This window comes from Cobetia marina, from assembly GCF_001720485.1.
Lineage (GTDB): Bacteria > Pseudomonadota > Gammaproteobacteria > Pseudomonadales > Halomonadaceae > Cobetia > Cobetia marina.
Window position 1 is genome coordinate 4,074,139 of the sequence record NZ_CP017114.1, and the last position, 25,847, is coordinate 4,099,985.

A 25,847-nucleotide genomic window follows, 5' to 3' on the forward strand; every position below is an offset into this window, starting at 1 on the left:
CTCGAGGAAAGGATCACGGGGAACAGACCAAGCCCCTCACGACGCTGGCCAGGGGAAATGACCGTATGGCCACTTCTCCCTGGCCAGCGTCCTTGCTCAGCCTGCGTCACGGTTCACCCGGCTCGCGCTGGACCTCCAGGCGAGCCGAGGCATCAGCGAACGGGCGGTGCGTACTGGACGCCGCCGTCGGTCCACAGCGCGTTCAGACCACGCTCGATCCCCAGAGCGGAACCAGTGCCGACATTGCGCTCGAACATCTGCCCGTAGTTGCCCACCTGCTTGATGACCTGATAGGCCCAGTCAGCCGGGAGCCCCATGGCTTCGCCGTAGTTGCCATCGGCACCGACCAGACGCGCGACATTGGGATTGGTATCCGACTTCTTGGCTTCGATGTTGTCGGAGGTCAGACCCATCTCTTCGGCGTTGATCTGAGCGAACAGGGTCCATTTGACGATGTTGAACCACTGGTCATCGCCCTGACGGACGACGGGGCCCAGCGGCTCCTTGGAGATGACTTCCGGCAGTACCATGGCGGAGGCCGGATCGGAGAGCTTGATGCGCAGGGCGTAGAGCTGGGACTGGTCGGAGGTCAGGACGTCACAGCGGCCCGCTTCGAAGCCCTTGACGGTCTGGTCGGAGGTGTCGAAGACGACCGGCTCGAAGGACATCTCGTTGAGGCGGAAATAATCCGCCAGGTTCAACTCGGTGGTGGTACCGGACTGGATACAGACCGCCGCGCCATCCAGCTCCTTGGCACTGGAGACCCCCAGGTCCTTGCTGACCATGAAGCCCTGGCCGTCGTAATAGTTCACGCCGGCGAAGTTGAGGCCCAGAGACGTGTCACGCGTGGCGGTCCAGGTGGTATTGCGCGACAGGACATCGATTTCACCGGACTGCAGCGCGGTGAAGCGTTCCTTGGCCGTCAGCGGGACGTAGCGCACCTTGCTGGCATCACCCAGCACAGCCGCCGCGACACCACGGCAGACATCGACATCCAGGCCCTGCCAGTTGCCGGCGTCATCCGGCGCCGAGAAGCCCGGCAGACCGGTGCTGACACCACACTGGACAAAGCCCTTTTCCTTGACGCTATCCAGAGTCGCGGCACTGGCACCACTGGCTACCGAGGCAGCCAGGAGGGCGGCGCTAGCGATCAGCAGTGGCTTCTTGTTGTTATGCATCTTGAATCCCTCGCGTATGTCTGGAATCCGCTCGGAAACACCCCGAGACGGTGATGGTGCAATGCTGTGCATGGCACCCCTCGACAATAGCAAGCTCCGTTCCAATTTCCGCCTATCGTGTGATCCGCTGCGTTCAACGCTGAAAAAACAGCCGAACGGCAGTGAAAACGGCCAAACCTCCCGATGCCGACCGTCGATCATATGGCGAGACAAGCGTGCAGATAGTGGCGTCTGACGCCTCGTTCGCTTCATATCGGTGCAAAATAAAAACGGCCGTTTCATGACGAAACGGCCGTTCTTGAACTTCCCTGCGCTCCGGTCTGGGGAGTTGCGACCAATGTCGCAGCCCCCCTGACTCAACGCTACCGCGCACTGAAACGCATTCTTCACGCCCCGATGCGCTTCTGGATGACTCAGTCTTCCAGCAGACGCTGCATGAAGGGAGGCAGTACCAGGGCGGCACGATGGCCTTCCACGGTATAGAAATCGCGCGCGAAGCTGGCCGCAGCCGCGTCTTCCTCACGGAAGGACTTCACGTCACATCCCTTGCCCGCCAGGGTGCAGCTCCACCAGCCGGACGGGTATACCGGCTGCGGGAACGGCAGGGTCGCGACGCTGTCGAAGCCCGCTTCGCCCATGTCGTTGCGCAGGTCCTTGATGATGGAGTCGGTGTGATACAGCGGCGACTCGCTTTGCTGCACCATCACCCCCCCTGCTTGAGGATACGGTGGCAGCGCTTGAGGAAGTCGGTCTTGAACAGACCTTCCGCCGGACCGACCGGATCCGTGGAATCGACGATCAGCACGTCGATGCTCTCGTCCGGGCAGTTGTCGACCCACTTGACGCCATCCTCGAACAGCAGCTCGGCACGCGGGTCATCATTGGACTCGACCAGTGCCGGGAAGAACTGCTCGGAAGCCCGCGTGACCGCCGGATCGATGTCGATCTGGGTGACCTTCTCCACGCCCGGGTGCTTGAGCACCTCACGCAGGGTGCCACAGTCGCCCCCCCGATGATGACGACACGCTTGGGGGCCGCGTGGGTGAACAGCGCCGGATGCGACATCATCTCGTGATAGAGGAAGTTGTCGCGGTCGGTCAGCATCACGCAGCCATCCAGCACCATCAGATTGCCGTAGGTCTCGGTGGCATAGACCTCAAGGTGCTGATAAGGCGTCTGCTCGTCATGCAGCTTGTGGCTGACCTTGAGCGAGAAGGCGCTGCCGTGGCGGTCGAAGATTTCGGTGAACCAGGAGCCATCGAGATGTTCGGTCATGAGAACCCTCACAAGGGATATCGGAGTCGGATATCAAGGTATGAATAAGAGGACGGGACATCAGACCCTCAAGGCCTGAATCATCGACGCACGCGTCATCGGGCGATGCAGTCCTGATCAATCAACAGGACTCAGGCGCAGCACCATAGCCAAAGACACGCGGAGTGGAAAGAGCTTGTGCACGATCTCGAGGCACTGGGGTTGACGCGCGATGACCAACGACTCACCCGCCAGGCCTCTTCTGGCGGGTAGAGGCCTGGCACACGGCCCGTCACAGGCGGCTCAGGCGCACCATCAGACGTCCGCCCAGGTGGCAGCCAAGCCCGGCAAGAATGCCGAGGAAATCCGCCAGCGCATCCAGCACTTCTGCCCCGCGATAGGGAATCACCAGCTGCAGCCCCTCGATGCCAACGCCCAGCAGCAGCAAGGCGGGCAGGATGACCAGACTGCTCAACCCGGCCAGCCGCGTGGTCAGTGCCAGCAAGGCGAAGGCGGAGAAATGCTGCAGCTTGTCCCAGGGGAAGGTCTGCTCCGGGTGAGGCTCGCCCGGCGTGAGCGTGCCGAACAGGATCAGCAGCAGACAGAACAGTGCCACGCACGCCCAGCCTCGCCTTGGCGCGAGGCGCTGCTCCAGCGGCGTCATGCGTGATACCCCGCCATGAAAGACACGGCGGGGCTGTCAGCCATCAGTGACATGGTTCAATCGCGCGCCAGCGGCGTGGCGTTGGCGGTGTCATCCTGATGATAGGCGGGGCTCAGCTCATGCAGAGCGTCCATCAGAGCATTGACGTTGCCCGGGTCAGTGAACTGGCTGATGCCATGCCCCAGGTTGAAGATGTGGCCAGGCCCCTGACCGTAGCTATCGAGAATGCGGCCGACTTCGGCACGAATCGCGGCGGGAGTGCCGAACAGCGCATTCGGGTCCAGATTGCCCTGCAAGGCCACGCGATGGCCGACGCGCGCGCGCGCATCCGACATCTCGGTGGTCCAGTCCAGCCCGACACCGTCACAACCGCTGGCGGCGATGTGCTCGAGCCACTGGCCGCCATTCTTGGTGAACAGGATCACCGGCACGCGATTGCCTTCGCTGTCAGGCTTGAGGCCAGCGACGATCTGCTCCATGTAACGCAGCGAGAACTCGAGATAGGCCGGTGTGGACAGGGTGCCGCCCCAGGTATCGAAGATCTGCACTGCCTGGGCACCCGCCGCGATCTGGGCGTTCAGGTAATCGGTGACGGCCTGAGCGAGGGTGTCGAGCAACTGATGCATGGCTTCCGGGCTGGAATACATCAGGCCTTTCACGTGGCGGAAGTCCTTGCTGGAACCGCCCTCGACCATATAGGTCGCCAGCGTCCAGGGACTGCCGGAGAAACCGATCAGCGGTACGCGACCGTTCAGCTCGCGGCGGATGGTCGAGACGGCACGCATGACGTAATCGAGATCACGCTCGACGTTCGGAACGCTCAGCGCCTCGATTTCCGCGGCGGTGCGCACCGTCTTGCGGAATTTCGGACCTTCACCTGTCTCGAAGTAAAGCCCGAGGCCCATGGCATCCGGGATGGTCAGGATGTCGGAGAACAGAATGGCGGCATCGAGCGGGAAACGCTCCAGCGGCTGCAGCGTCACCTCGCAGGCACGCGCGGTGTCCATGCACAGGTCCATGAAGCCACCGGCCTGACCGCGGATTTCACGGTATTCCGGCAGATAACGGCCCGCCTGGCGCATCATCCAGACAGGGGTACGGTCAACCGGCTGACGGGCCAGCGCGCGCAGGAAGCGATCATTCTTCAGGGTCATCGGAATCACACATCAGCTCGGGAATGTCCCGGCATTCTATCAGAGCCTGAGCAAAATCCCGCCCATCGCGACGATGCAACAAATGCATTGGCTTTCCCCTCGCTTTCCGCCCAGACACCCGCCCGGCCTCTCCTCCTGAAGTGCTTCCACGGATTGTGGTGGTGTCGGCAACAACGCTTTTCCATCGCAGGCGATGAGTCGCACGCTTCAGACTGGTAAACTCGCCTGATGATTGCATGCTGGCCGCCAATGACGTGAATCACTCATCGAGACATTGCCGAGTCCCCGCATGCCCGTGCTTTTTCAGCCCGGCGATTGTTCGGGCGTTCGAGGTGAACAGTGACCATTCGATTCATCGCCGCCTCGCGGCTGCCAACCCCCTGGGCGACCTTCACCATGCACGGTTTCGAGGACGAAACCACCGGCAAGGACCACATCGCTCTGACCCTGGGCGACATCGATGACGGTGCCCCGGTGCTGGGCCGTGTGCATTCCGAGTGCCTGACCGGCGACGCCCTCTTCTCCATGCGCTGTGACTGCGGCTATCAGCTGCAGGAAGCGCTCAAGCGCATTGCCGCCGAAGGGCGTGGCGTGCTGCTCTACCTGCGTCAGGAAGGGCGCGGCATCGGCCTGCTCAACAAGATTCGCGCCTATGAGCTGCAGGATGGCGGTGCCGATACCGTCGAAGCCAATGAGCGCCTGGGCTTCGGCGCTGACATGCGCCGCTACGATATCTGCGTCCCGATGCTGGAGCATCTCGGGGTCAGCACCCTCAAGCTGATGACCAACAACCCGCGCAAGGTCGATGCGCTCACCCGCGATGGCGTCACCATCAGCGAGCGTCAGCCGATCACCACCGGTCTGAACCCGCACAACGAGCAATACCTCTCGACCAAGGCCGGCAAGCTTGGCCACATGATGGCACTCGATGACTTCACCCACGCCAGCGACGTGGATATCGAGCGCAGCGAGTAGAGATCGAGATGCGGGAGGGGGGCACTGATGTGCTCCCGCCCATCGAGAGCCCATGAAGGCGGCGAAAGAGCGTGACATGACGGCGTCATCCTATAGAGAGTAGGCTTGAGAGGAATCCGCGCCGGAGACATCACCATGCGCAAGCCCTCACCCTCTCCCTCACCGACATCGTCATCCGAGACATCGTCACGTCCCGCTCTCTATACCCGGTTTGAAGAATGGCTACATAGTGCCAGCCACGGTCTCGGCGCTGTCATGGGACTCATCGGCACCGTGGTGCTGATCGTGATGGCCTGTCTGGCGGCAGAGGCCGATCCCTGGAAGATCATCAGCATCAGCCTCTATGGCATCACCCTGGTCGCGCTCTACGCTGCCTCGACGCTCTATCATGGCATCCGCCACCCACGCCTCAAGTCCGCTTTCCAGTTGATGGACCACTGCGCCATCTATCTGCTCATCGCTGGCACCTATACCCCCTTTCTGCTGGTCAATCTGCGGGGTCCGACAGGCTGGACACTGTTTGCCATCATCTGGTCCCTCGCGCTGGGCGGCATCTTTCTCAAGCTGCGCTGGCCAGCGCGTTTCAGTGCGCTGCGCGTCACCGTCTATCTATTGATGGGCTGGCTGATCGTGTTCGCGTCACCCCTGCTGGTCGAGCAGCTCTCCGAGACGGGGCTCATCCTGCTGGTGGCCGGAGGCATCACCTATACTCTGGGCGTCATCTTCTTCCTGATGACACGCCTGCGCTATCACCACGCCATCTGGCATCTGTTCGTGCTCGGCGGCAGCACCTGCCACTTCTTCGCGATCTACACAGGTGTGCTGCCGTATGAGGTCTGACACGAGGCCGGCTCTCTTGAGCACACTGGCTTGAGAGCACTGACTTGAGAGCACTGGCAAGCCAGATGAAAAAAAGCGGGAAAGGTCGTCATGACCCTTCCCGCTTTTTTTCGCGATGTTTCCGCTTTCAAGGCGCGCTTTTCAGGACTCGTTTCTCACGGCGCTGTCTTCCTGCGGCGCGAAGACCGGCAGCCGATAGCGCGTGCCGCGCCCGACACCATAGCTTTCCAGCACCTGCTTGGCGGTCAGATCGGCGAGATCTCGCGCTGCCGTCGGGTCTGAGGTCTCGACAAGCGCGCGATACTCCGCACGCCCGATACCCTCGTCGTCATCACGCTCCAGCAGGGTCAGCACCAGTTCGCGCTGACGGGAATTCAGTGGCGTTCTGGCATGTTCCATCCACAGACGCTCGGCACGCTGCACTCTCAGGTAGTGGGATGCCGTCCGTCGTCCGCCATCGCGCAGCTGTCTCAGCCACCACGCGACCCAGGCATTCATGTCGCCCGGCAGCACCTCATCGGCCGCATCGCCATTCAAGGCACGGTTGAGCTCAGGTGGAAGCGCTTGCCCACTCGGCGAGGTGCCCGGCGTACCAAGACAATGCTGTTCGAGCTCACGCAGCTCCTCCTGACGCTCCGCCACCACCGTGAACAATGTCTGGCGACGCCAGCAGAGCTGCTCCAACGCCTCTGCTTCCCAGTGTTTCGCCACCTGCCCCGTCCACTCTCCCTGCTGCTGCAATGCCGCCAGCGTATCGACGCGCGTCAACCAGCGAGTCAGCAGCAAGCGTCCGATCAACCCGTTGCCCAGCGCCAGTGGTGAGAGCGCCTGCCAGTGGGCATGCAGCCTGAGGGCGTTGATCACTCCGGGATTGCCAGCCTCCGGCTCCTCCTCTTCCAGACGCTGCCAGAAACGCTCCAGCTCATCCGCAAGTTCATCACCGGTCATGCCAGGCGCTCGGTAGCGCAATCGCTTGAGGCCATAACGTCCGCTGACCGCTTCATGGGGCCCATCACGCCATTCACCGAGACGCTGACCACTGCTGCGCGGCAGGAAGGGGCCCACCCGGCGATGCCATTCCAGTACCTGCTCACGCGCCAGCGGCTGGAAGGCCGTCCGCACCACTTCGAGCATGACATCCACGAAGACATCAATCCCCGGCACCTGCCCACGAGGCGCTTCCAGCTGTCCGGATTCCAGCCCCAATGCCTGGTAAAGGGCATCGCGCAATGCGGCCCTGCCAAATACCACGCCGGACAGGCGGGCACAGGCCTCCATCTCTTCACTGAGCAAGGTGGCTTCGAGGCGCAGACGTTGGCGAGCCTTCAATTGCTGCCCTTGCGCCACCAACGGTGACATCACCGCCTGCGTTGCGCTCATCTCGCTCAACAGAGGCGTGATCGCCAGTCGTCCCTGCGGCCAGTCAGGCTGCTGCCAGATCCACATAAGTCGTTATCCCCATTGAGGTTTCTGTGCAAATCATACCACGAGGATTCGCAATTAACGATATATCGAATCAATAAATGATGCGAAAGAATCATTTATTGCGATATCCGATCAACTTTTACTCAAATCCATGTCTGACAATCGCCACGTCATAGGCAAGCGACTGATTCACATGGCGTTTTAGCGGCTGCACCGGACTCCCTGGCCCTCTCAGACCTCACGACCGATCAATAACCAATCAACTCAATGTTATATTGATGATTACGCATCACATTTAGATACGAAAAGCGCTCAAGATCGGATCAGCCGCCACTCCGGCAGCGCGGATGACGCCTGACAGGTCTCGGACGCCGCGACCTCGCCTGCAGCCCCACCCGCTGTACGTGGCCCGCCCCGCTGTCGTGAGGCTTCGCCTGGCCCCATGATTTTGGACGCAACAGAACGCCCGGAGAGCCCGCCTGAGGCCTGGAAACAAAAAAGGCGCCACCCTGATATCAGGGTGGCGCCTTGGCGCTTGTGCGAGCTTTCAGAGGCCTTGTCTCACGCGCCTCATTTCATGGCTGTGACAGAGCGAGAGGCATCTCTCGATGTAGATGTCTCATATGTGTCAGGGGCGATTGGCGGCAGCCTGGGCCTCACGCTCACGCGCCCGTGCGCAGGCCGGGCGCGCAAGAGCTTCCTGCATCCAGCGCGCAAGCGACGAGGGGATCGGCTGCTGCGCCTTGTGGGCCCAGCCCAATACCTGAGCGAGGAAAAGATCAGCGAGGGTGAAGTCGTCGCCCAACAACCAGCCCTGTCCCTCGAAGCGGCGCTGGAGCGCTCCCAATGCACGCTGGAATTCCCACTGCGCGGTCTGCTTCACGTCTCCACAGCGTCGTTCTTCCGGCAATGCGAAGGTGTGCTTGGCCAGCGTCCACAGCGGCTGCTCAAGTTCGGTGGTCAGAAAGCTAAGCCACTGGTCTAGCTGCGCCTGACCTTCCAGCGAAGACGGTATCAGGCGGCCTTCACGGGCGGCGAGATAGCGACAGATGGCACTGGATTCAAACAGTACCAATTCCCCCTCGACGATGGCGGGCGCCTTGCCGTCGGGATGAATGGCCAGATACTCGGGGCTGCGTCCTTCTCCCGCCTTGAGATCGAGGCTGTGGATCCGATAGTCGAGTTCCAGCTCTTCCAGCGTCCAGGCGACGCGCAGTGAGCGGGAATTGGGGTAGCTGTAGAGAGTCAGCATCGTGGCGGGCGTTCCTTGGCAACATTGCGAAAAGGGGATCGGCAGTCCGTCCCAGCATGGCGCGCCAGCGTCGATCATGCCAGCAGAGTGCGGCGCATCAGGCGCGTTTTTCACGCAAGAAAAAACGCCTGTGGACAACTCGAATGTTCGAATCATCCACAGGCGTTCCTGTGAGCCAGGTGGCAACTTCAGCGTGCGAGACGCCCTTCGATACTGGCGCGAATGCCAGCCGCATCCAGCCCGCAATCACGCAGCAGCTCTGCCGGCTTGCCATGCTCGACGAAGTCATCCGGCAGTCCCAGCAGCAGCATCGGCTGCGCGAGACCAGCATTCAGGTAGAGCTCTGCCACGCCGGCACCCGCACCGCCTGCCACGGCATTCTCTTCCACCGTGACGACCAGATCATGCTCGTCGGCAATCTCCAGCAGGGCCTCGCGATCCAGCGGCTTGATGGAGCGCAGATTGAAGTGGGTCGCGTCCAGTGCCTCGGCGACCTCCGCCACCGGCGTGTTCATGCTGCCTACGGCAACGATGGCAATACGCACGTCGGGACTGGCACTGATGCGACGACGATATTCGCCCTTGCCGATCGTCAATGGCGTCAGGTCATGGCCCGTGGCGACGCCGGGTCCGGTGCCACGCGGATAACGCACGGCCGCCGGACCGGGATGTGCCAGCGCCGCACTCAACATGCCACGACACTCGCTCTCGTCCGCCGGCGCCATCACCACCAGCTCCGGCACGCAACGCAGGAAGGACATGTCGAGGCTGCCGTGGTGGGTCGGTCCATCCTCACCCACCAGTCCCGCGCGATCGATGGCAAAGGTGACATCCAGCTTCTGTACCGCGACATCATGGATCAACTGATCATAGCCACGCTGCAGGAAGGTGGAATAGATCGCCACCACCGGCTTCATGCCTTCACAGGCCATGCCGGCCGCCACCGTCACGGCATGCTGCTCCGCGATGGCGACATCGTAGTAGCGATCAGGATATTCCTTCGAGAAACGCACCAGATCCGAGCCTTCCCGCATGGCAGGCGTGACACCGATGACACGAGGGTCAGCCGCGGCGGCATCACAGATCCAGTTGCCGAAGACGCTGCAGTACTTCTGCGGCCTGGGTGCCGGTGCATCCGTCACGGAAGGCGCCTGCCGTGCCTGCTCCGACGAGGCCTTCTCCAGCTTGGTGATCGCGTGGTAGCCGATGGGGTCGCGCTCGGCCGGCAGGAAGCCCTTGCCCTTGCGCGTCACCACATGCAGGAACTGCGGGCCCTCGAGATCGCGCATGTTGCGCAGTGTCTGGACCAGCGTCGGCAGATCATGCCCATCGATGGGACCGATGTAATTGAAGCCCATCTCCTCGAACAACGTCGCCGGACTGATGAAGCCCTTCATGTGCTCTTCGGTACGCTTGGCAAGCTCCAGCGCCCCCGGGAGCGGCGACAGCAGCTTCTTGCCGTTGGCGCGCATCTGGGTATAGGGCTTGCTGGCCAGGATACGCGCCAGATAGCTCGCCAGACCGCCGACATTTTCCGAGATCGACATCTCGTTGTCGTTGAGCACGACCAGCAGGTTGGCCTTGACGTGCCCGGCATGCGCCAGCGCCTCGAAGGCCATGCCGGCCGTCAGGGCGCCATCACCGATCACCGCACAGGCGCGACGGGATTCTCCCGCGGTACGCGCGCCCAGTGCCATGCCCAGCGCGGCGCTGATCGAGGTGCTGGAATGTCCCACCCCGAAGGTGTCGTAGTCACTCTCGGCGCGCTTGGGGAAGGCAGACAGGCCGTTGTATTGACGCATGCTGTGCATGGCGTCGCGCCGGCCGGTCAGGATCTTGTGGGGATAGGCCTGATGACCGACATCCCATACCAGGCGATCACGCGGGGTTTCCAGCGCATGATGCAGGGCAACCGTCAGCTCGACGACACCGAGGCCGGCACCGAAGTGCCCCCCGGTGCAGCCGACGCTGTAAAGCAGGAAGGCGCGCAATTCATCGGCCAGCTGGCGCAGCTGTGCCGGACTCATGGCCCGCAGTGCGTCTGGTGTCTCGACCGCATCGAGCAATGGCGTCGCGGGGCGCGCCTCAGGTATCTCGTCAAACAGCTTCATAGGCGTCAGGAATCAGTGGTCTCGCTCGATCATGTAGCGCGCCAGCACCGCGAGAGGCTCTGCGGCCTCTCCCAGCGGTGCCAGGGCATCCAGGGCCTCGTCCAATAACTGACCTGCCCGGGTTCGGGCTCCTTCCAGGCCAAGCAATGACGGGTAGGTCGGCTTGTCGCGTGCAGCATCCGCACCGGCAGTCTTGCCCAGCGTGGCGGTATCGCCGGTCACATCCAGGATGTCATCCTGAATCTGGAAAGCCAGGCCGATGGCAGAAGCGTAGCGCTCGAGAGCCTCAAGACGCGAATCCGATTCCTCGACCGCCACCAGCCCGCCAAGACGAACAGCCGAGCGAATCAGCGCGCCAGTCTTGTAGGCGTGCATGCGTGACAGCGCCTCGACCTCTCGGAACTGCCCCACCGCCTCGAGATCCAGCGCCTGCCCCGCCACCATGCCACGTCGACCGGAAGCCTCCGCGAGGGTGCGTATCAGGGCTGGCGTTCTCGCATGTGCGGTATCGGCAATGACCTCGAAGGCCAGGCTCAGCAGGGCATCGCCCGCCAGAATCGCGGTCGCCTCATCGAAGGCGCGATGGACGGTGGGCTGGCCACGGCGCAGGTCGTCGTCATCCATCGCCGGCAGGTCATCGTGAACCAGTGAATAGGCATGGACAAGCTCCAGAGCGGCCGCAGTGGCATCCAGCGCTGCACGCCCTGCCTCGTCCTCATCGCCTCCCAGCGCACGTCCGGCAGCGTACAGCAGGACAGGCCGCAGTCGCTTGCCACCTCCCAGCACGCTGTAACGCATGGCCTCTTCCAGCCGATCACTGACCGCCCCCGCTGGACTGAGCAATGCCTCGAGCACGGCCTCGCTACGCGCCTGCCCACCACGAATCAATTCGCTTGCCTGCGCGGACGGCATGGCTTGCGTCGTCGATGCACCTGACATCACCAATCGTTCTCCTCATCCCCTGCGCCGACGGAACTGCCGGGCATCTCGGGCGCTTCGAATGCAGTGGACACCAGCGTGCCATCAGGCCCTTCGACCAAGGCCTGCAGACGCAGCTCGGCGTCGTCGAGCCGTCGTTGTGCTTCACGCGCCAGACGCACTCCCTCCTCGAAAGCGCCCAATGACGCTTCCAGCGACATGTCGCCGGCTTCCAGTTGCGTCACCAATCCCTCGAGACGCGCAAGGGTGGCGGCGAAATCCTGCGGCGCTTCCTGTTCGGCCATGAGTGCTCTCGCTGATCAGACCGGGCTGAACCCGGGATGTCCATGTGATATGCCAGTATAACCTGATGGGCCCTGTGACGCTGCCCACCCGACACCGGCGTGACCACTCGTTTCAAGCTGTGCATTTTTCATGCTGACCGATTGGACATTTCAACCGGGGCCCGCACCAGCTGTGATATTCTTTGCCCCCCTGTTGACAGCACGCCCCGCTGTTTTTCTGGCATTTTCTAAAGGCGTGACACGCCAGCAGGACATGAAAAAGACCAAACGAACAGAAACGTCGGCATGACCGGCGAGAGGGTTGATTCGACAATGGCCAAGACGTCCCTGGACAAGAGCAAGATCAAGATTCTATTGCTCGAGGGTGTCCACCAATCCGCCGTGGATAACTTCCTCAACGCGGGTTACACCAACATCGAGCTGCTTCAGACCTCGCTCGCCGAGGACGAACTGATCGAGAAGATCCGTGATGTGCACTTCATCGGCATCCGCTCCCGCACCCAGCTCAACGAGCGCGTGATCAGCGCTGCCGAGAAGCTCACCGCCATCGGCTGCTTCTGCATCGGCACCAATCAGGTCGATCTGGAAGCTGCACTCAAGCGCGGCATCCCGGTCTTCAATGCGCCCTACTCCAATACCCGCTCCGTCGCCGAGCTGGTACTGGCAGAAGCGATCATGCTGATGCGTGGCGTGCCGGAAAAGAGCGCCAAGGCGCACCGTGGCCAGTGGATGAAAACTGCCAAGAACAGCCATGAAGTCCGGGGCAAGACACTGGGCATCGTCGGCTACGGCAGCATCGGCTCGCAGCTGTCCGTACTGAGCGAATCTCTCGGTCTGGATGTCATCTACTATGATGCGGTCACCAAGCTGGGCATGGGCAATGCCCGCCAGGTGGCAAGCCTGGAAGAACTGCTGGCGCGCGCTGACATCGTCACCCTGCACGTCCCGGAAATCCCCTCCACCAAGTGGATGATGGGCAAGCAGCAGTTCGCGCTGATGAAGCAGAACAGTGTCTTCATCAACGCCGCTCGCGGTACCACCGTGGTGATTGAGGACCTCGCCGAAGCCCTCTCCAGCGGCAAGCTGCTGGGCGCGGCCATCGACGTCTTCCCGGTCGAACCGAAAGGCAATGGTGAAGAGTTCGTCTCCCCGCTTCGCGAGTTCGACAATGTCATTCTGACGCCGCACGTGGGTGGTTCCACCATGGAAGCTCAGGAAAACATTGGCGTGGAAGTGGCGGAGAAGCTGGTGACCTACTCCGACAACGGCACCACCATCGGCTCCGTCAACTTCCCGGAGGTCGCGCTGCCGGCCCACCCGGAGAAGCACCGTCTGCTGCACATCCACGACAACGTGCCGGGCGTGATGTCTCACATCAACCGCGTACTGTCCGAGGAAGGCATCAACATTTCCGGCCAGTACCTGCAGACCAACAATACCGTCGGTTATGTGGTCATCGATGTCGACAAGGCCTACGGCAAGAAGGCACTCGAGGCCCTCAAGACCGTCGACCATACGCTGCGCATTCGTACTCTCTACTCGGAAGCTGATTTCGAAGGGTGAATCCGACAGTGCACGTCACAGTGACGGAACCATGGCCGTGGGGATGTCGCTGATACAAGAACGCCGCAGCCATCAGGCTGCGGCGTTTTTTTCAATACGACTCGGAACAGAGAGGCGATGACGCACTGACTGTTTCACGTGGAACATCTTCGATTTTTTGGTAAAATCAAATATATTCAATCACTTGTATCACGACACGACGCTTGTGAACAGCAGTGACCATCGCGCCCATTGCACTCAGCGGTCTGACAATGGCGTACCCGCAACCGCCCAGTTTTCCGGCTCGACTTCCTGCAGTACGATCCATACCGACTCCTTGCGCACCTCCAGTACGCGAGCTGTCTCACAGGTCAAGGCTTCGACCAGTTCCCGTTTCTGTGCCTCTGTCTTGCCACTGATGAATTCCGCACGAATCATGGGCATGCTTTCGACTTCCTTATATGTTCCAACATTCTCTTTCCCAGCACTCGAGGCTCGCGCAACGACATGCTGGCCATGTGCCGTGATGCCGGGCATCGATGTTCCACGTGAAACATCTGCTGATCGTGGCGGACATGTTGCCCAGGTCGGCACTGGCTTCTCTGCGAAGCAACCAACAGCTCCCAAGCACCACAAGCCATGAAATCACAGACTTATCAGCAAGTTGTAACCAGCCACCCGGAGACTGACCTCAAGAGACCGGCCTCCTGGTGAAGCATGGATGTTCCACGTGAAACATCTTTCAAGCGTAGCGCGTATCGCCCAACAGCACGCGTTCGACACGCCCGGTCAACTGCATGCCGAGCAGTGGCGTATTATGTCCAGCACTTGCCAGCGTCTCGCTGGAGACACGCCATTTCTGCTCCATATCAATCACCGCGAGATCACAATACTCACCTTCCTTCAGCATGCCCCCCTTGAGCCCGAAGCGCCGGGCGCTGAACGTCAGGGTCTCGATCAGGCGCGGCAGCTTGATCATCTCGGCCTTGACCAGCGCCAGCCCAAGCGGCAGCACGGTTTCCAGACTGGTCATGCCGGGCTCGGAGACCGCGAAAGGCGCACATTTCGCGGCCGCCTCATGTGGCAGGTGGTCACTGACGATCGCATCGATGGTGCCATCGGCGACAGCGGCACGAAGTGCCTCACGATCGTCGGCACTGCGCAGAGGCGGCTGAAGATGGAAGTTGGCATCAAAGCCTTCCAGCTGCTCATCGGTCCAATGCAACTGGGCGATCGAGACATCCGCGGTGATATCCAGCCCTCGGGCCTTGGCATCACGCACCAGCTCCACCGCGCGAGCACTGGAAAGCAGCGAGACATGCGCCCTCACGCCGGTCTGCTCGATCAGCAGCAGCCATTGGGTCAGCGCGATGGTCTCTGCCGATTCGGGAATTCCTGCCAATCCGAGGCGTGACGCGATGGCCCCCTCGTGCGCGCACCCCTGCCCCGCCAAGGTGGCTTCCTGTGCCTGGAAGACCACCGTGATATCGAAGGTGCGTGCATATTCCAGACAACGTCGCAGCACACCAAGATCACGGATCGGCCTGCGCAGGTTGGTCAAGGCGACACAACCGGCGGACTTGAGTGCGGCCATGTTGGCGAGCAGCTCCCCTTCCAGCCCCTGGGTCAGCGCTCCCAGGGGGGCCACCCTGACACCTGCCACATCGCGAGCGCGATCAAGCAGGGTGCGCACGTGAGAGGCACTGTCGAGCACCGGACTGGTATCCGGACGAGGCAGGATGACGCTGTATCCCCCTGCCAGTGCCGCGGCCGATTCACTGGCCAGGCTGCCCTTGTAGCGCGGTCCGGGATCACGCAGATGGGCCCCCAGGTCAGCGAAGGCCGGCACGACAAGCTTGCCCGAGAGGTCCTGCTGCTCATCCGCGACGAAGCCACGCGGTGGCGCACCGATCGCGACCAGACGCCCCTCTTCGAGGTGCAGGTCATACTGGCCATCGCGGCCACTGGAGGGGTCGATGACCCGAGCATTGATGAGGCTGAGTTTCATGCTCCAGCTCCTCGAGAACGTTCATTTCTGCGCTCAGCGCGCGCCTTCATCTGGCCTGATACCGCCATCGACAGCACCGCCATCCGGACGGCGATGCCATTGGTGACCTGATCGAGGATCAGCGAGCGCGGACCATCCGCGACGGCGGACTCGATCTCGACACCTCGATTGATGGGTCCCGGATGCATCACTACCGCCTCAGGATGCGCGTGGGCGAGGCTTTCGCGGGTCAGGCCGTAGCGACGATAGTATTCCGACTCCGAGGGCAGCAGCGCGCCATCCATGCGCTCCTTCTGCAGACGCAACATGATGACGACATCGACATCCTTGAGCCCGGCTTCAAGCTCGGTGAACACCTGGCAGCCCAATGTCTCGACGCCCACGGGCAGCAGTGTCCTGGGGGCCACGACACGCACCTCGGCTGCCCCCAGGGTGTTGAGTGCCAGAATCTGCGAGCGCGCGACTCTCGAATGCAGGATGTCACCGACGATGGCGACGCGCAGGTTGGCAAAATCACCCTTGTGGCGACGAATGGTCAGCATGTCGAGCATCGCCTGGGTCGGGTGGGCATGACGCCCGTCACCGGCGTTGATGATCGCCACATGGGGCGTGATCTGGCTGGCGATAAAGTGCGCCGCGCCCGAGTCACCATGGCGCACCACGAAGGCATCCGCCTGCATGGCCTCGAGATTGACCAGCGTGTCCATCAGTGACTCGCCCTTGGCTGCGGAAGACGTCTTGATGTCCAGGTTGAGCACATCCGCCGACAGGCGCTTGGCGGCGAGCTCGAAGGTGGCCCGGGTACGCGTGGAGTTCTCGAAGAACAGATTGGCCACCGTACGCCCCCGCAGCAGAGGCACCTTCTTGACCTCGGCATCACCGATGCCGCGGAAGTGATCCGCCGTGTCGAGAATCTCGGTCAGGACTGCACGCGGCAAGCCTTCGATATCCAGGAAGTGGCGCATACGCCCCTGCTCGTCAAGCTGGACCTGGGACGGGGAGGCCGCACGCACCTCTGCGCTGGCCTGGGTGAGATCGAACAGGTTCATGCCGCACTCTCCCCGGTATCCACCAACGTCAGACGCAAGGCATCCGGCCCTTCCAGCTTGATGCGCTTGCCGGGCGCCAGGGCCAGACTGGCGCCCAGCGCATCCGGCTGAACCGGCAGTTCACGCCCCGGCAGCTCCAGCAGACAGGCCAGCAATACGCGTCGTGGACGCCCGTAATCGAACAGTTCATTGAGCGCAGCACGCACGGTGCGACCACTCATCAACACATCGTCGACCAGCAGAAGATCGCGATTCTCGATATCCGGCAGCTGTGAGCCCTTGCCGGCGTCCGGCAACCCCTTGTGCCCGAAATCATCTCGCCAGAAACCGATGTCCAGCGTCGCCAACGCTTCGCTGAGCCCCAGACGCTCACGCAGTGCCTGGGCAATCCATACCCCGCCGGTATGAATGCCGACAGGAATCAGCCGCTCACGCTCGATCTCACGACGCTCGAACAACAACTCGAGCTCTTCGGTCATCGCCTCGAGAAGCGCTTCCACATCGGGCAGCGTCTCGTGGTCGTCGTGTACCTCGGAATGTTGCATGGGTATCGCATCCTCATACTTCCGCCAGCGGCGGCAGACAGACAAAAAAAACCCGCTTCCGTGAAGGAAGCGGGTGGGGTATTCAGTAACCGACAAGGTCGCCCTCGCCTCGCTGGCTTGCAAACCAGCTCTCGAGTATCAGCTGAGCGGCGAGGCCATCCACGCCATCATCACGATAGTTGCCGCGGTGACCGCGTTCACGTGCCAGCCCCTTGGCCGCCTTGGTGGAACCACGCTCATCCCACATCTCCAGCGGCTTGCCATATCGGCCGTACAGACGCTTGCCAAACTTGCGGGCACGGCTGCACATCAGGCTTTCGGTGCCGTCCAGCTCCAGTGGCAATCCCACCACGAACAGATCCGGCTGCCACTCCTCGATCAGACGAGTGACCACATTCCAGTCCGGGATACCGTCACGCACGTGCAGAGGCACCAGCGGTGAGGCCGTGCCCAGCATCTCGGTGCCCACTGCCACCCCGATACGGCGCGTACCGAAATCGAAGGCCAGTACCGTCCGGCTGACGACCCGCTCAGCCATGCCCGATCTCCCGTGACATCAGGCTCATGTTGACACCCAGCTTGCGGGCCGCTGCATCAAGGCGCGACTCGCTGTCGGCATCAAAGAGAATGCCGCTGTCGCCTTCGACGATCAGCCAACTGTTCTCCTTGAGCTCATTCGTCAGCTGGTCAGGCTCCCAGCCAGCACAGCCGAGGCAGACCATGAAATCTTCCGGCCCCTTGTTGTCGGCGATCGCCTTGAGAATATCCAGCGAGGTCGTAAGGGCCAGCTCATCCGTCACCTGCAGGCTGGAATCCCATTCCGCGGACTGGCCACGGTGCAGGATGAAGCCGCGGTCCTTGTGCACGGGGCCGCCATAATAGACGACGTCTTCCAGGCACTCGCAGCTGTCCGCCGCGATCTCGAGCTGCTCGAACAGACCACGCATGGTCAGCTTGATGGGCTTGTTGACGATGACACCCAAGGTGCCCTTTTCATCGTGATCACAGAGGTAACTCAGCGAGCCGGAAAAGTTGTCATCATCGAGATGAGGCATCGCCAGCAGGAAATGGTCTCGCAGACTTTGCATGGTCCTCCCGAGGCGTCAGGGCGCGCCAGAATCGTTGCCGGGGCCGAATCGCCAGATGCGGGTGATGGTCAGTTGGCTCATGCCCCTGAGACTCTCATCGAAGGGAGCATAGGGGGCCGCGCCATAGACCGTATCCAGAGCCGCCTGGTCGAGCTCGGCATGTCCCGAGGATTGTAACACTTCCGCGTACTCAAGCTGACCGCTGGGCAACACGACGGCACGAATGCGCAGCTCCCCGCTCAGATTGGCGGGCGCGGGATAGTGGAGATTGCCGAAGGACTGCACCGTGCCGGTCCAGTCATTGATGTAGCGAGCCCGCGCCGAGGCGCGGGCCGCCTTGCGCGAGGCCACATCACCGGCCACCTCGCGGGTCTGGCCCGAGGCCTGGATCGCCCCGACATCCTGCTCGATGGCTTCCTGCTCATTGTCCGGCGTATCCGGCAGGATCTCGGAATGCGAGACCTGCTGTGGCGAATCATTGCGGGTCGCGATGACCTCCGGGATGCGCTCCGGCAACACCAGGGGCACGGCAGCTGCCTCGGGCACCGGGGCCTCGCCGCTGACGGGAGCTCTCTGCTCACCCGCCCGGGGGGGCGTCTGACTGGCTGGCCCGGCTTGCACCGCCGCCTCACGCCCGCTTCCACTGGCCTGCTGATCCTGCTCGGCGACGACATCCGATGTGACGGCACGTGAGCTGGCCTGGCTGACCAGCGTGACGTCGAGCATCACCGGGTCAGGCAATGGCGGCACCTGAGGAGGCACCATCAGGCCACTCCCCAGCAGCCACCAGCCGACCACCGCATGCACCCCCAGTGCCGCGCCCCAGGCCACCACGCGACGATGCATCCGGGTCACCGGCACGTAGGTGATCGGATCGGTCACGCTATGGTTGACTCCCCACCACTCGACGGGTGCTGCCATGCCCCACTCCCTGTCTGCGAAACCGCTGTCGTGTCAGCTTCGGCATCCCTGCCGTTTACTGCGAACTTGCTGGCCGCCATCTGACGCCACCGACGCCATTGACGACGGCAATCAAGCGGACTGCTGCGCCGTGAGGCGTGCCTCGATGGCATCCATCAGCAGCCCGGCGATGTCCGTACCGCGCTGGTCATCGATTTCACGCACGCAGGTCGGGCTGGTGACGTTGATCTCGGTGATGTAATCCCCGATCACGTCCAGACCGACGAACATCAGTCCCAGCGACTTCACCACCGGCTTGACCTGCTCGACCAGCCAGTAATCGCGATCCGTCAGCTCACGCGACTCACCACGTCCTCCAGCCGCCAGATTGCCACGCGTTTCTCCGGCGCTGGGAATGCGCGCCAGACCGAACGGCACCGGCTCACCATCGACCAGCAGGATGCGGGTATCGCCGGCACTGATCTCCGGCACGTAACGCTGTGCCATGATCTGACGCTGGCCACGCAGGGTCAGCTGCTCGATTACCGATCCCAGATTGCGACCATCTTCGGCGACGTGGAAGATACCGCTGCCGCCCATGCCATCGAGCGGCTTGAAGATGACATTGCCATGCTCCGCGTGGAAGGCGCGCAACACCTTGTCATTGGCCGAGACGGTCGTCGGCGGAATGCACTGGGTGAACTGCTGCGCGAACAGCTTCTCGTTGCAGGTCAACAGCGCGGCCGTCGGGTTGACGACCAGCACGCCTTCACGTTCGGCGAAGCCCAGCAGGTGGACCGCGTTCAGGAAGTGCTCGTCGACGGGCGGGTCCTTGCGCATCAGAATCACGTCAAGCTCGGCCAGCGGCGTCGCGACGACCTCGCCCAGCTGATAGAAGTGATCAGGATCCCGATAGACCTCGAGATCCCGCATCCGTCCCATCGCACGGCCATTCTCGAGATAGAGATCTTCCTGCTCCAGGTAATGCAACGACCAGCCACGCTGGGCGGCGGCCCACAGCATGGCCAGGGTGGTGTCCTTCTTGTAGGTGACGCTGGACATCGGGTCCATCACCACGCCGATCTTGAGCTTGCGAGCAGTCATCGAGGCAACCTTCTGACGACACTGCCGACCCAGCCGGCCGGCAATGAGAAAAGCGGATGTTACCCGGCGCGATACCCCGAAACGGGTTGCGCGGGAAGATGGGACAAGTATGCAGCAGCACCACGCTGCCCACCACTGACATGAGGACGCTCAAGGCCTCACGCAGTGTTGCCGGGGCTTCAACAATGCTGGTGTCATCCTGCCTAGCGCGGCAGATCGCCGAAGCGCTGCTGCAACAGCGTCAGCGCGACCACCGGCGCCGTCTCGGTACGCAGTATCCGTGGGCCCAGCCCCAGGACGTCACACCCCGCGCCAGCCGCCTGGGTGACTTCTTCCGGCGTGAAGCCGCCCTCAGGGCCGATCAGCAGGCTGGCACGCGTCACGCCGCCCTCGCTCTCGGCGGCATTCAGCGCCTCGGCACCGCCCGGCTGCAATATCAGGCGAAGTGGCTCATCGCGCTCATCCAGCCACTGGGCCATGGGAATCGGCGCATGCACCACCGGCACCACGCTGCGACCGCACTGCTCACAGGCGCTTGCCGCCACGCCCTGCCAATGCGCGAGTTTCTTGTCGGCGCGCTCGCCCTTGAGCTTGACGTCGCCACGCGCGGTGTAAAGCGGGGTGATGGCAGCGACCCCGAGCTCACAGGCCTTCTGGATGGCGTAATCCATGCGATCGCCCTTGGAGATCGCCTGGCCCAGATGCACTGCCAGTGGCGACTCGCTGTCATTGGCGACCGCCTCGATCACCCGCACGCTGACCCCCTTGCGGGACACCTCCTCGAGCGACACGCGCACTTCCTGCCCGTGCCCATCGAACAGCTGTGCTTCGCTGCCCACCCGGGCCCGCAACACCAGACCGAGATGGCGTGCAGGCCCCTCGGGCAGTGCAAAGGTCGCCCCGGCGCTGACATGGAGATCAAGATCGGGACAGTGCAGACGAATGGCCATGGGAAAGTCTCGCGAGCAATGCGCCGCGCGGCAGCGCCGTGAGAGACACTCAGCACGCCGACACGGAGATGAAAGGGGAAGAGAAATAGGTTCAGGAAAGCACGGCCATCATGGTGGCCACCAACGCAGTGACGGGCCACTGGGGCCCGTCACTGTCATTGCCATCTCACGGCCATTGCTGGCCGTCTCACGGATCAGTGAGCGGTGGCTTCACCCGCCTGTTGCGCTTCACGCTGCTTGCGCTGAGCGTACATGGCTTCGAAGTTGACCGGTGCCAGCATCAGCGGAGGGAAGCTGCCGCGGTTGACCAGATTGTCGACGGCTTCACGCGCGTACGGGAACAGCACGTTCGGGCAGAAGGCCCCCAGGGTGTGATCCAGCTGCTCGGCGGACAGACCGGCGATGCGGAACAGACCGGCCTGCTCGACCTCGGCCAGGAAGGCGGTGGTCTGGTCTTCACCGTTGGAGACCTGGGCGGTGACCTTGATGGACACCTCGAAGAGCTCTTCACCGACCTGCTGGTGCTCGGTATCCAGTTCCAGGCTGACCTTCGGCTGGAACGGCTGGGAGAAGACCGCCGGAGAATTCGGCGCTTCGAAGGACACGTCCTTCACATAGATGCGCTGCAGGGCGAACTGGAGCTGATCCTGAGCCTGTTCGGCACCCTGTGCCGCCTGTGCGTTCTGTTCTTCAGCCATGAGACATATCCTTGAATGTACGGAGAATTATTGTTGGGCCATCGGCCTGCTTCCCGCAGGTCGCTCAGCGAGTCACGACCGGCAGACTGTCGGCTTCCCACTGACCCATGCCACCCTTGAGCTTGACCGCCTGCTTGAAGCCGGCCTTCTCCAGGCGCGCCACCAGCGGTCCAGCGGTCTGACCATGCTTGCAGACGATGATCACCGGACGGTCCTTGTACTTGTCCAGCGGCGTGGTCGCGCTGGCAAGCTGACTGCTGGGAACATTGACGGCACCGGCGATGTGGCCGGCCTTGTATTCCTTGCTGTCGCGGATGTCGATGAAGACACCCTCTTCGCGATTGACCAGTCGCGTGGCCTCGCTGACGCTGACCCCGTGGTTGCCACGCATGGTTTCCATGACGATGAGGGCGACCAGCAGGGCGACGAAGGCGCCCACCAGCAAGGGATGATTCTGCGCGAACTGAAGCAGCTGTTCGATCATGAGACGGGCTAACTCCGCTGTGACGTGCATGCCGGTACGTACGCGGCAAAGGAAATAGACCGCTACCCGAGGTAACGGAGCCAGCATTATACATGACAGCCCCTGTCATGAATGCCCGCGACATGGCATCAAAAAGGCGTAACGCCGCCCTGCCCTCGCCTGCGCCACGGGGACGCACTGAACTTGCCCGCGATAGGGGAATCCAATCTTGCCGATACGCTTCCAGCACTTGCACTCGGCACCTTACCGCCTCTCTAATAGAGGTCAGAATGAGCAGGTAGTTTTATCACTACATCTTGCCTCACCCGTGCAGCAAGCGGTGAACGCACCGGATGAGGAAGACGGCAGAGGATGCCCGCAGGACATGACAGGCACGTGATCGCCTGACAGCCACCCTGCGCGATTGCCCCTGCCGTCCTGCTCCAGAGGATTCATTCGTCATCACAGCGAGGAAGTCATGGCAGCTCAAGCACAAGGTCCGCGTCCCGTCGCCCTCATCATTCTCGATGGCTACGGCCACAGCGAGGAAGAGAAGGACAACGCCATTCTTGCCGCCAACACGCCGGTCATGGATCGCCTGCGCCAGCAGTATCCCAGCGATCTGATCCATACCGACGGTGGCCATGTCGGCCTGCCGGATGGCCAGATGGGCAATTCCGAGGTCGGGCACATGAACCTGGGGGCCGGGCGCATCGTCTACCAGGACTTCACCCGCATCACCAAGGCCGTGCGCGAGAATGCCCTCAAGGACAACACTGTCCTGACCGCGCCTCTCGATGCCGCCATCGCGGCTGGCCGTGCCGTGCACCTGATCGGCCTGCTGTCTCCCGGGGGCGTGCACTCCCATGAAGACCACATCCTCGCCATGGCCGATCTGGCCGCCGAGCGGGGCGCCAAGCGCATCTACCTCCACGCGATTCTCGATGGCCGCGACACCGCGCCCAAGAGCGCCGAGGCATCCATCGCGCGTGCCGATGAACACCTGGCAGGTCTCGGACTCGAGGAAGGCCGTGTCGCCACCCTCGTCGGTCGCTACTTCGCGATGGACCGTGACAACCGCTGGGACCGTGTCGAACAGGCATATCGCGTGATCGCCGAAGGGCAGGGCCTCCACGAAGCCGCCAGCGGTGTGGAAGGACTTGCCGCCGCCTACGAGCGTGACGAGACCGACGAATTCGTCAGCGCCACGCGTATCGGCGACGCCGTCCCCATGCAGGAAGGCGATGCTGCCCTGTTCCTGAACTTCCGTGCCGACCGTGCCCGCGAGCTGACCCGCGCCTTCGTCGAGCCGGACTTCTCCGGCTTCGAGCGCACGCCGCCCAAGCTGGCCCATGACGGTCTGGTGATGCTGACCCAGTACGCCGCCGACATTCCGGCGCCGGCTGCCTTCCCGCCCTCCGACCTGCCCAATACCCTGGGGGAAGTGGTCTCCAATCGCGGCCTCACTCAGCTGCGTATCGCCGAGACGGAGAAGTACGCCCACGTGACCTTCTTCTTCTCCGGCGGCCGCGAAGACGAATTCGAGGGCGAGACCCGCATCCTCGTGCCTTCACCGCAGGACGTGAAGACCTACGACGAGAAGCCGGAGATGAGCGCCGGGGAGGTTACCGACAAGCTGGTCGAGGCCATCGAATCCGGCCGTTATGATCTGATCGTCTGCAATTACGCCAATGGCGACATGGTCGGACACACCGGCAAGTTCGATGCGGCCGTCAAGGCGATCGAATATCTGGATGGCTGCGTCGGCCGCGTGGTCGAGGCGCTGGAGAAGGTCGGTGGCGAATGCCTGATCACCGCGGACCACGGCAATGCCGAGCAGATGGTGCACCCGGAGACCGGCAACCCGCAGACGGCGCACACCACCTTTGAAGTGCCGCTGATCTACGTCACCCAGCGTGACGTCAAGCTGGCCTCCGAGGGACGCCTGTGTGACCTCGCCCCGACCCTGCTGACCATGATGGGGCAGGCGGTCCCCGAGGAAATGGACGGCAACGTGCTGGTCGATTATGCCGGTGCCTGATAGCCCCTTGCAGGGCGCGCCGAGTGGCGTACCCGGCGCCTCCCCCGGTCCGGATGCCTGTCTGGCATCCGGACCGGGCAGACGCTACCGATTCTTCAAACGCCGGAGCCCTGTCTCCGGCGTTGTGCTGTCTGCCTGCCTGCTGCTCATGACTCCGCTGCTGGCCCCCTCCTCGGCACTGGCCGCGGACAGCAGCGCGACCCTGACCCAGAAGAAGCAAGCCTCCGAAGCCGACCTCAAGCGTCTCAAGCACGAGATACAGGCGATGCAGGGCGAGCTGAAGGCCACTGCCGCGCGGCGCAGCGATACGCGCAATGGCCTGGAGAAGATCGAGCGCCAGCTCAACGAGACTCGCCAGCAGACCGGCAGACTCGAGGATGAGCGCGACGACATCACGCAGCAACTGACCAGGCTCACGCGCCAGCGTGAGACCCTCATCCAGCAGCAGACGGCGCAGAAGGCTGCCGTGGCCGAGGAGATGGCCGCCCTGTATCGGCTGGGTCGCCAACCCGAATTGAAGCTGCTGCTCAATCAGGATGATCCGGCGCGTCTCGAACGCCTGCAGGTCTATCTGAATCACTTGAGCGATTCGCGCCGGCAGGCGCTTGAGCGCCTCGCCAGACTGGATGCCTCACTGGCCAGTACCCGCGCCAGTCTACTGGCACGCCAGACACGACTGGAGGAGGTGCAGCAAGGCCTCAAGCAGCAAGCCAGCAAACTGATGGCCCAGCAGAATGAGCGCGCCGCTCTGCTGCGCACCCTGGATGCCCGCTATGCCAGCCATGAGGCGAAGATCGCCGAGCTGGATCAGGACCGCGCCCATGCCAACCAGATGATCCAGACGCTCGAGAAGCGCCTCAAGGCCATCAAGAGTGCCCCGCCCCCCAGGACACGCATCACGCGTGCGATGGGCAAGATGGACTGGCCGGCCCCCGGGCGGGTCATCTCGGCCTATGGCGGGGGAGAAGGCGTCAATCGTGATGGCGTGCTGATCCAGGCGTCCCAGGGCACGCCTGTGACGGCGCCGCATGCCGGTCGTGTCGTCTTCGCGGACTGGATGCGCGGCTACGGCAACCTGTTGATCATCGACCACGGCGACAACGTGCTGACGCTCTACGCACATCTGGCAAGCTTCAGCGTCGGCCCCGGTGACAGCCTGTCACGCGGCCAGCAGCTGGGGAGTGTCGGCAGCAGTGGTGGCCGTGACGGTGCCGCGCTGTATTTCGAAGTACGCCGCGCCGGCAAGCCCGTCAACCCGCAACGCTGGCTGTCGAGCCGCTGAGCCAGTCAGCCATGGCGCAACATGGCGACAGGCTAGGCGGCAGGTACCCGGGCGGGATATGCTCGCAGTCATCCGTGACTGCGAGCGTCGGGGTCGCCTCT

At 62.7% G+C, this 25,847-nt stretch carries 24 protein-coding genes and 1 pseudogene; 5 read left to right on the forward strand and 20 right to left on the reverse strand.

Going from position 1 to position 25,847, the window contains the following annotated elements; all coding sequences use genetic code 11:
• Nucleotides 1-152: 152 nt before the first annotated feature.
• From BFX80_RS17245 to hemE, 4 genes and pseudogenes are all read right to left on the reverse strand, one after another.
• Entirely contained in the window at nt 153-1,178 is a 1,026-nt protein-coding gene (locus BFX80_RS17245; RefSeq protein WP_077379634.1) for an amino acid ABC transporter substrate-binding protein, read from the reverse strand.
• Nucleotides 1,179-1,591: 413 nt separating this feature from the next.
• A pseudogene (gene speE, locus BFX80_RS17250) lies at nt 1,592-2,453 on the reverse strand (polyamine aminopropyltransferase).
• A 271-nt stretch (nt 2,454-2,724) separates the two neighbouring features.
• Nucleotides 2,725-3,096: a VanZ family protein gene (locus BFX80_RS17255; protein ID WP_127736564.1), complete on the reverse strand. Its 372-nt coding sequence runs from the start codon at nt 3,094-3,096 to the stop codon at nt 2,725-2,727.
• A gap of 56 nt (nt 3,097-3,152) precedes the next feature.
• Nucleotides 3,153-4,250 carry a uroporphyrinogen decarboxylase gene (gene hemE / locus BFX80_RS17260; protein WP_077380000.1) on the reverse strand — a complete coding sequence of 366 codons (1,098 nt, stop codon included), beginning with the start codon at nt 4,248-4,250 and terminating at the stop codon, nt 3,153-3,155.
• A gap of 339 nt (nt 4,251-4,589) precedes the next feature.
• Between hemE and ribA the strand changes: the two genes are divergently transcribed.
• Together ribA and trhA are read left to right on the forward strand one after the other, a co-directional pair.
• Nucleotides 4,590-5,225 carry a GTP cyclohydrolase II gene (ribA, locus tag BFX80_RS17265; RefSeq protein ID WP_077379640.1) on the forward strand — a complete coding sequence of 212 codons (636 nt, stop codon included), beginning with the start codon at nt 4,590-4,592 and terminating at the stop codon, nt 5,223-5,225.
• A gap of 135 nt (nt 5,226-5,360) precedes the next feature.
• Nucleotides 5,361-6,065, forward strand: a complete 705-nt coding sequence (gene trhA, locus BFX80_RS17270) for a PAQR family membrane homeostasis protein TrhA (protein ID WP_084209523.1) — start codon at nt 5,361-5,363, stop codon at nt 6,063-6,065.
• A 141-nt stretch (nt 6,066-6,206) separates the two neighbouring features.
• Here the strand turns inward: trhA and BFX80_RS17275 are convergent, their stop codons facing one another.
• From BFX80_RS17275 to xseB, 5 genes are all read right to left on the reverse strand, one after another.
• Nucleotides 6,207-7,511 carry a DUF4172 domain-containing protein gene (locus BFX80_RS17275; RefSeq protein ID WP_084209524.1) on the reverse strand — a complete coding sequence of 435 codons (1,305 nt, stop codon included), beginning with the start codon at nt 7,509-7,511 and terminating at the stop codon, nt 6,207-6,209.
• A gap of 607 nt (nt 7,512-8,118) precedes the next feature.
• The gene (locus tag BFX80_RS17280) at nt 8,119-8,742 is read right to left on the reverse strand and encodes a glutathione S-transferase family protein (protein WP_084209525.1); all 624 of its coding nucleotides are present in this window, start codon (nt 8,740-8,742) and stop codon (nt 8,119-8,121) included.
• 188 nt (nt 8,743-8,930) lie between these two features.
• Nucleotides 8,931-10,853, reverse strand: coding sequence for a 1-deoxy-D-xylulose-5-phosphate synthase (dxs, locus tag BFX80_RS17285; protein ID WP_084209526.1), 1,923 nt, complete (start codon nt 10,851-10,853; stop codon nt 8,931-8,933).
• A gap of 12 nt (nt 10,854-10,865) precedes the next feature.
• Nucleotides 10,866-11,765: a polyprenyl synthetase family protein gene (locus BFX80_RS17290; protein ID WP_084209853.1), complete on the reverse strand. Its 900-nt coding sequence runs from the start codon at nt 11,763-11,765 to the stop codon at nt 10,866-10,868.
• A gap of 26 nt (nt 11,766-11,791) precedes the next feature.
• Nucleotides 11,792-12,076: an exodeoxyribonuclease VII small subunit gene (xseB, locus tag BFX80_RS17295; protein WP_077379650.1), complete on the reverse strand. Its 285-nt coding sequence runs from the start codon at nt 12,074-12,076 to the stop codon at nt 11,792-11,794.
• A 312-nt stretch (nt 12,077-12,388) separates the two neighbouring features.
• On the opposite strand from xseB, the gene serA reads away from it, so the two are divergent.
• Complete coding sequence (gene serA / locus BFX80_RS17300; protein ID WP_077379652.1) at nt 12,389-13,639, forward strand: phosphoglycerate dehydrogenase; 1,251 nt, start codon at nt 12,389-12,391, stop codon at nt 13,637-13,639.
• A 237-nt stretch (nt 13,640-13,876) separates the two neighbouring features.
• Here serA and BFX80_RS17305 read toward each other — a convergent pair whose 3' ends face one another.
• From BFX80_RS17305 to BFX80_RS17355, 11 genes are all read right to left on the reverse strand, one after another.
• Entirely contained in the window at nt 13,877-14,062 is a 186-nt protein-coding gene (locus BFX80_RS17305) for a tautomerase family protein (RefSeq protein ID WP_084209527.1), read from the reverse strand.
• 298 nt (nt 14,063-14,360) lie between these two features.
• The gene (locus tag BFX80_RS17310; protein ID WP_084209528.1) at nt 14,361-15,626 is read right to left on the reverse strand and encodes a dihydroorotase; all 1,266 of its coding nucleotides are present in this window, start codon (nt 15,624-15,626) and stop codon (nt 14,361-14,363) included.
• Nucleotides 15,623-16,675 (reverse strand): aspartate carbamoyltransferase catalytic subunit, encoded by a 1,053-nt coding sequence (locus tag BFX80_RS17315; RefSeq protein ID WP_084209529.1) that lies wholly within the window; start codon nt 16,673-16,675, stop codon nt 15,623-15,625. Before BFX80_RS17315 ends, BFX80_RS17310 begins: the two co-directional genes overlap by 4 nt.
• Nucleotides 16,672-17,220, reverse strand: a complete 549-nt coding sequence (gene pyrR, locus BFX80_RS17320; protein WP_127736567.1) for a bifunctional pyr operon transcriptional regulator/uracil phosphoribosyltransferase PyrR — start codon at nt 17,218-17,220, stop codon at nt 16,672-16,674. The genes BFX80_RS17315 and pyrR overlap by 4 nt, the downstream gene beginning before the upstream one ends.
• Before the next feature lie 82 nt (nt 17,221-17,302).
• Nucleotides 17,303-17,758 (reverse strand): Holliday junction resolvase RuvX, encoded by a 456-nt coding sequence (gene ruvX, locus BFX80_RS17325; protein WP_077379660.1) that lies wholly within the window; start codon nt 17,756-17,758, stop codon nt 17,303-17,305.
• Nucleotides 17,751-18,308: a YqgE/AlgH family protein gene (locus tag BFX80_RS17330; RefSeq protein ID WP_084209530.1), complete on the reverse strand. Its 558-nt coding sequence runs from the start codon at nt 18,306-18,308 to the stop codon at nt 17,751-17,753. The genes ruvX and BFX80_RS17330 overlap by 8 nt, the downstream gene beginning before the upstream one ends.
• Nucleotides 18,309-18,323: 15 nt before the next feature.
• Nucleotides 18,324-19,229, reverse strand: a complete 906-nt coding sequence (locus BFX80_RS17335) for a TonB family protein (protein WP_077379664.1) — start codon at nt 19,227-19,229, stop codon at nt 18,324-18,326.
• 111 nt (nt 19,230-19,340) lie between these two features.
• The gene (gshB, locus tag BFX80_RS17340) at nt 19,341-20,312 is read right to left on the reverse strand and encodes a glutathione synthase (protein ID WP_077379666.1); all 972 of its coding nucleotides are present in this window, start codon (nt 20,310-20,312) and stop codon (nt 19,341-19,343) included.
• 203 nt (nt 20,313-20,515) lie between these two features.
• Nucleotides 20,516-21,262: a 16S rRNA (uracil(1498)-N(3))-methyltransferase gene (locus BFX80_RS17345; RefSeq protein WP_084209531.1), complete on the reverse strand. Its 747-nt coding sequence runs from the start codon at nt 21,260-21,262 to the stop codon at nt 20,516-20,518.
• Nucleotides 21,263-21,456: 194 nt separating this feature from the next.
• Nucleotides 21,457-21,960 (reverse strand): protein-export chaperone SecB, encoded by a 504-nt coding sequence (secB, locus tag BFX80_RS17350; protein ID WP_077379671.1) that lies wholly within the window; start codon nt 21,958-21,960, stop codon nt 21,457-21,459.
• A gap of 64 nt (nt 21,961-22,024) precedes the next feature.
• Nucleotides 22,025-22,444 carry a rhodanese-like domain-containing protein gene (locus tag BFX80_RS17355; protein ID WP_077379673.1) on the reverse strand — a complete coding sequence of 140 codons (420 nt, stop codon included), beginning with the start codon at nt 22,442-22,444 and terminating at the stop codon, nt 22,025-22,027.
• Between the two features lie 457 nt (nt 22,445-22,901).
• On the opposite strand from BFX80_RS17355, the gene gpmI reads away from it, so the two are divergent.
• Together gpmI and BFX80_RS17365 are read left to right on the forward strand one after the other, a co-directional pair.
• Complete coding sequence (gpmI, locus tag BFX80_RS17360) at nt 22,902-24,464, forward strand: 2,3-bisphosphoglycerate-independent phosphoglycerate mutase (protein ID WP_084209532.1); 1,563 nt, start codon at nt 22,902-22,904, stop codon at nt 24,462-24,464.
• Complete coding sequence (locus tag BFX80_RS17365) at nt 24,457-25,746, forward strand: murein hydrolase activator EnvC family protein (RefSeq protein WP_167593070.1); 1,290 nt, start codon at nt 24,457-24,459, stop codon at nt 25,744-25,746. Before gpmI ends, BFX80_RS17365 begins: the two co-directional genes overlap by 8 nt.
• Nucleotides 25,747-25,847 lie beyond the last annotated feature (101 nt).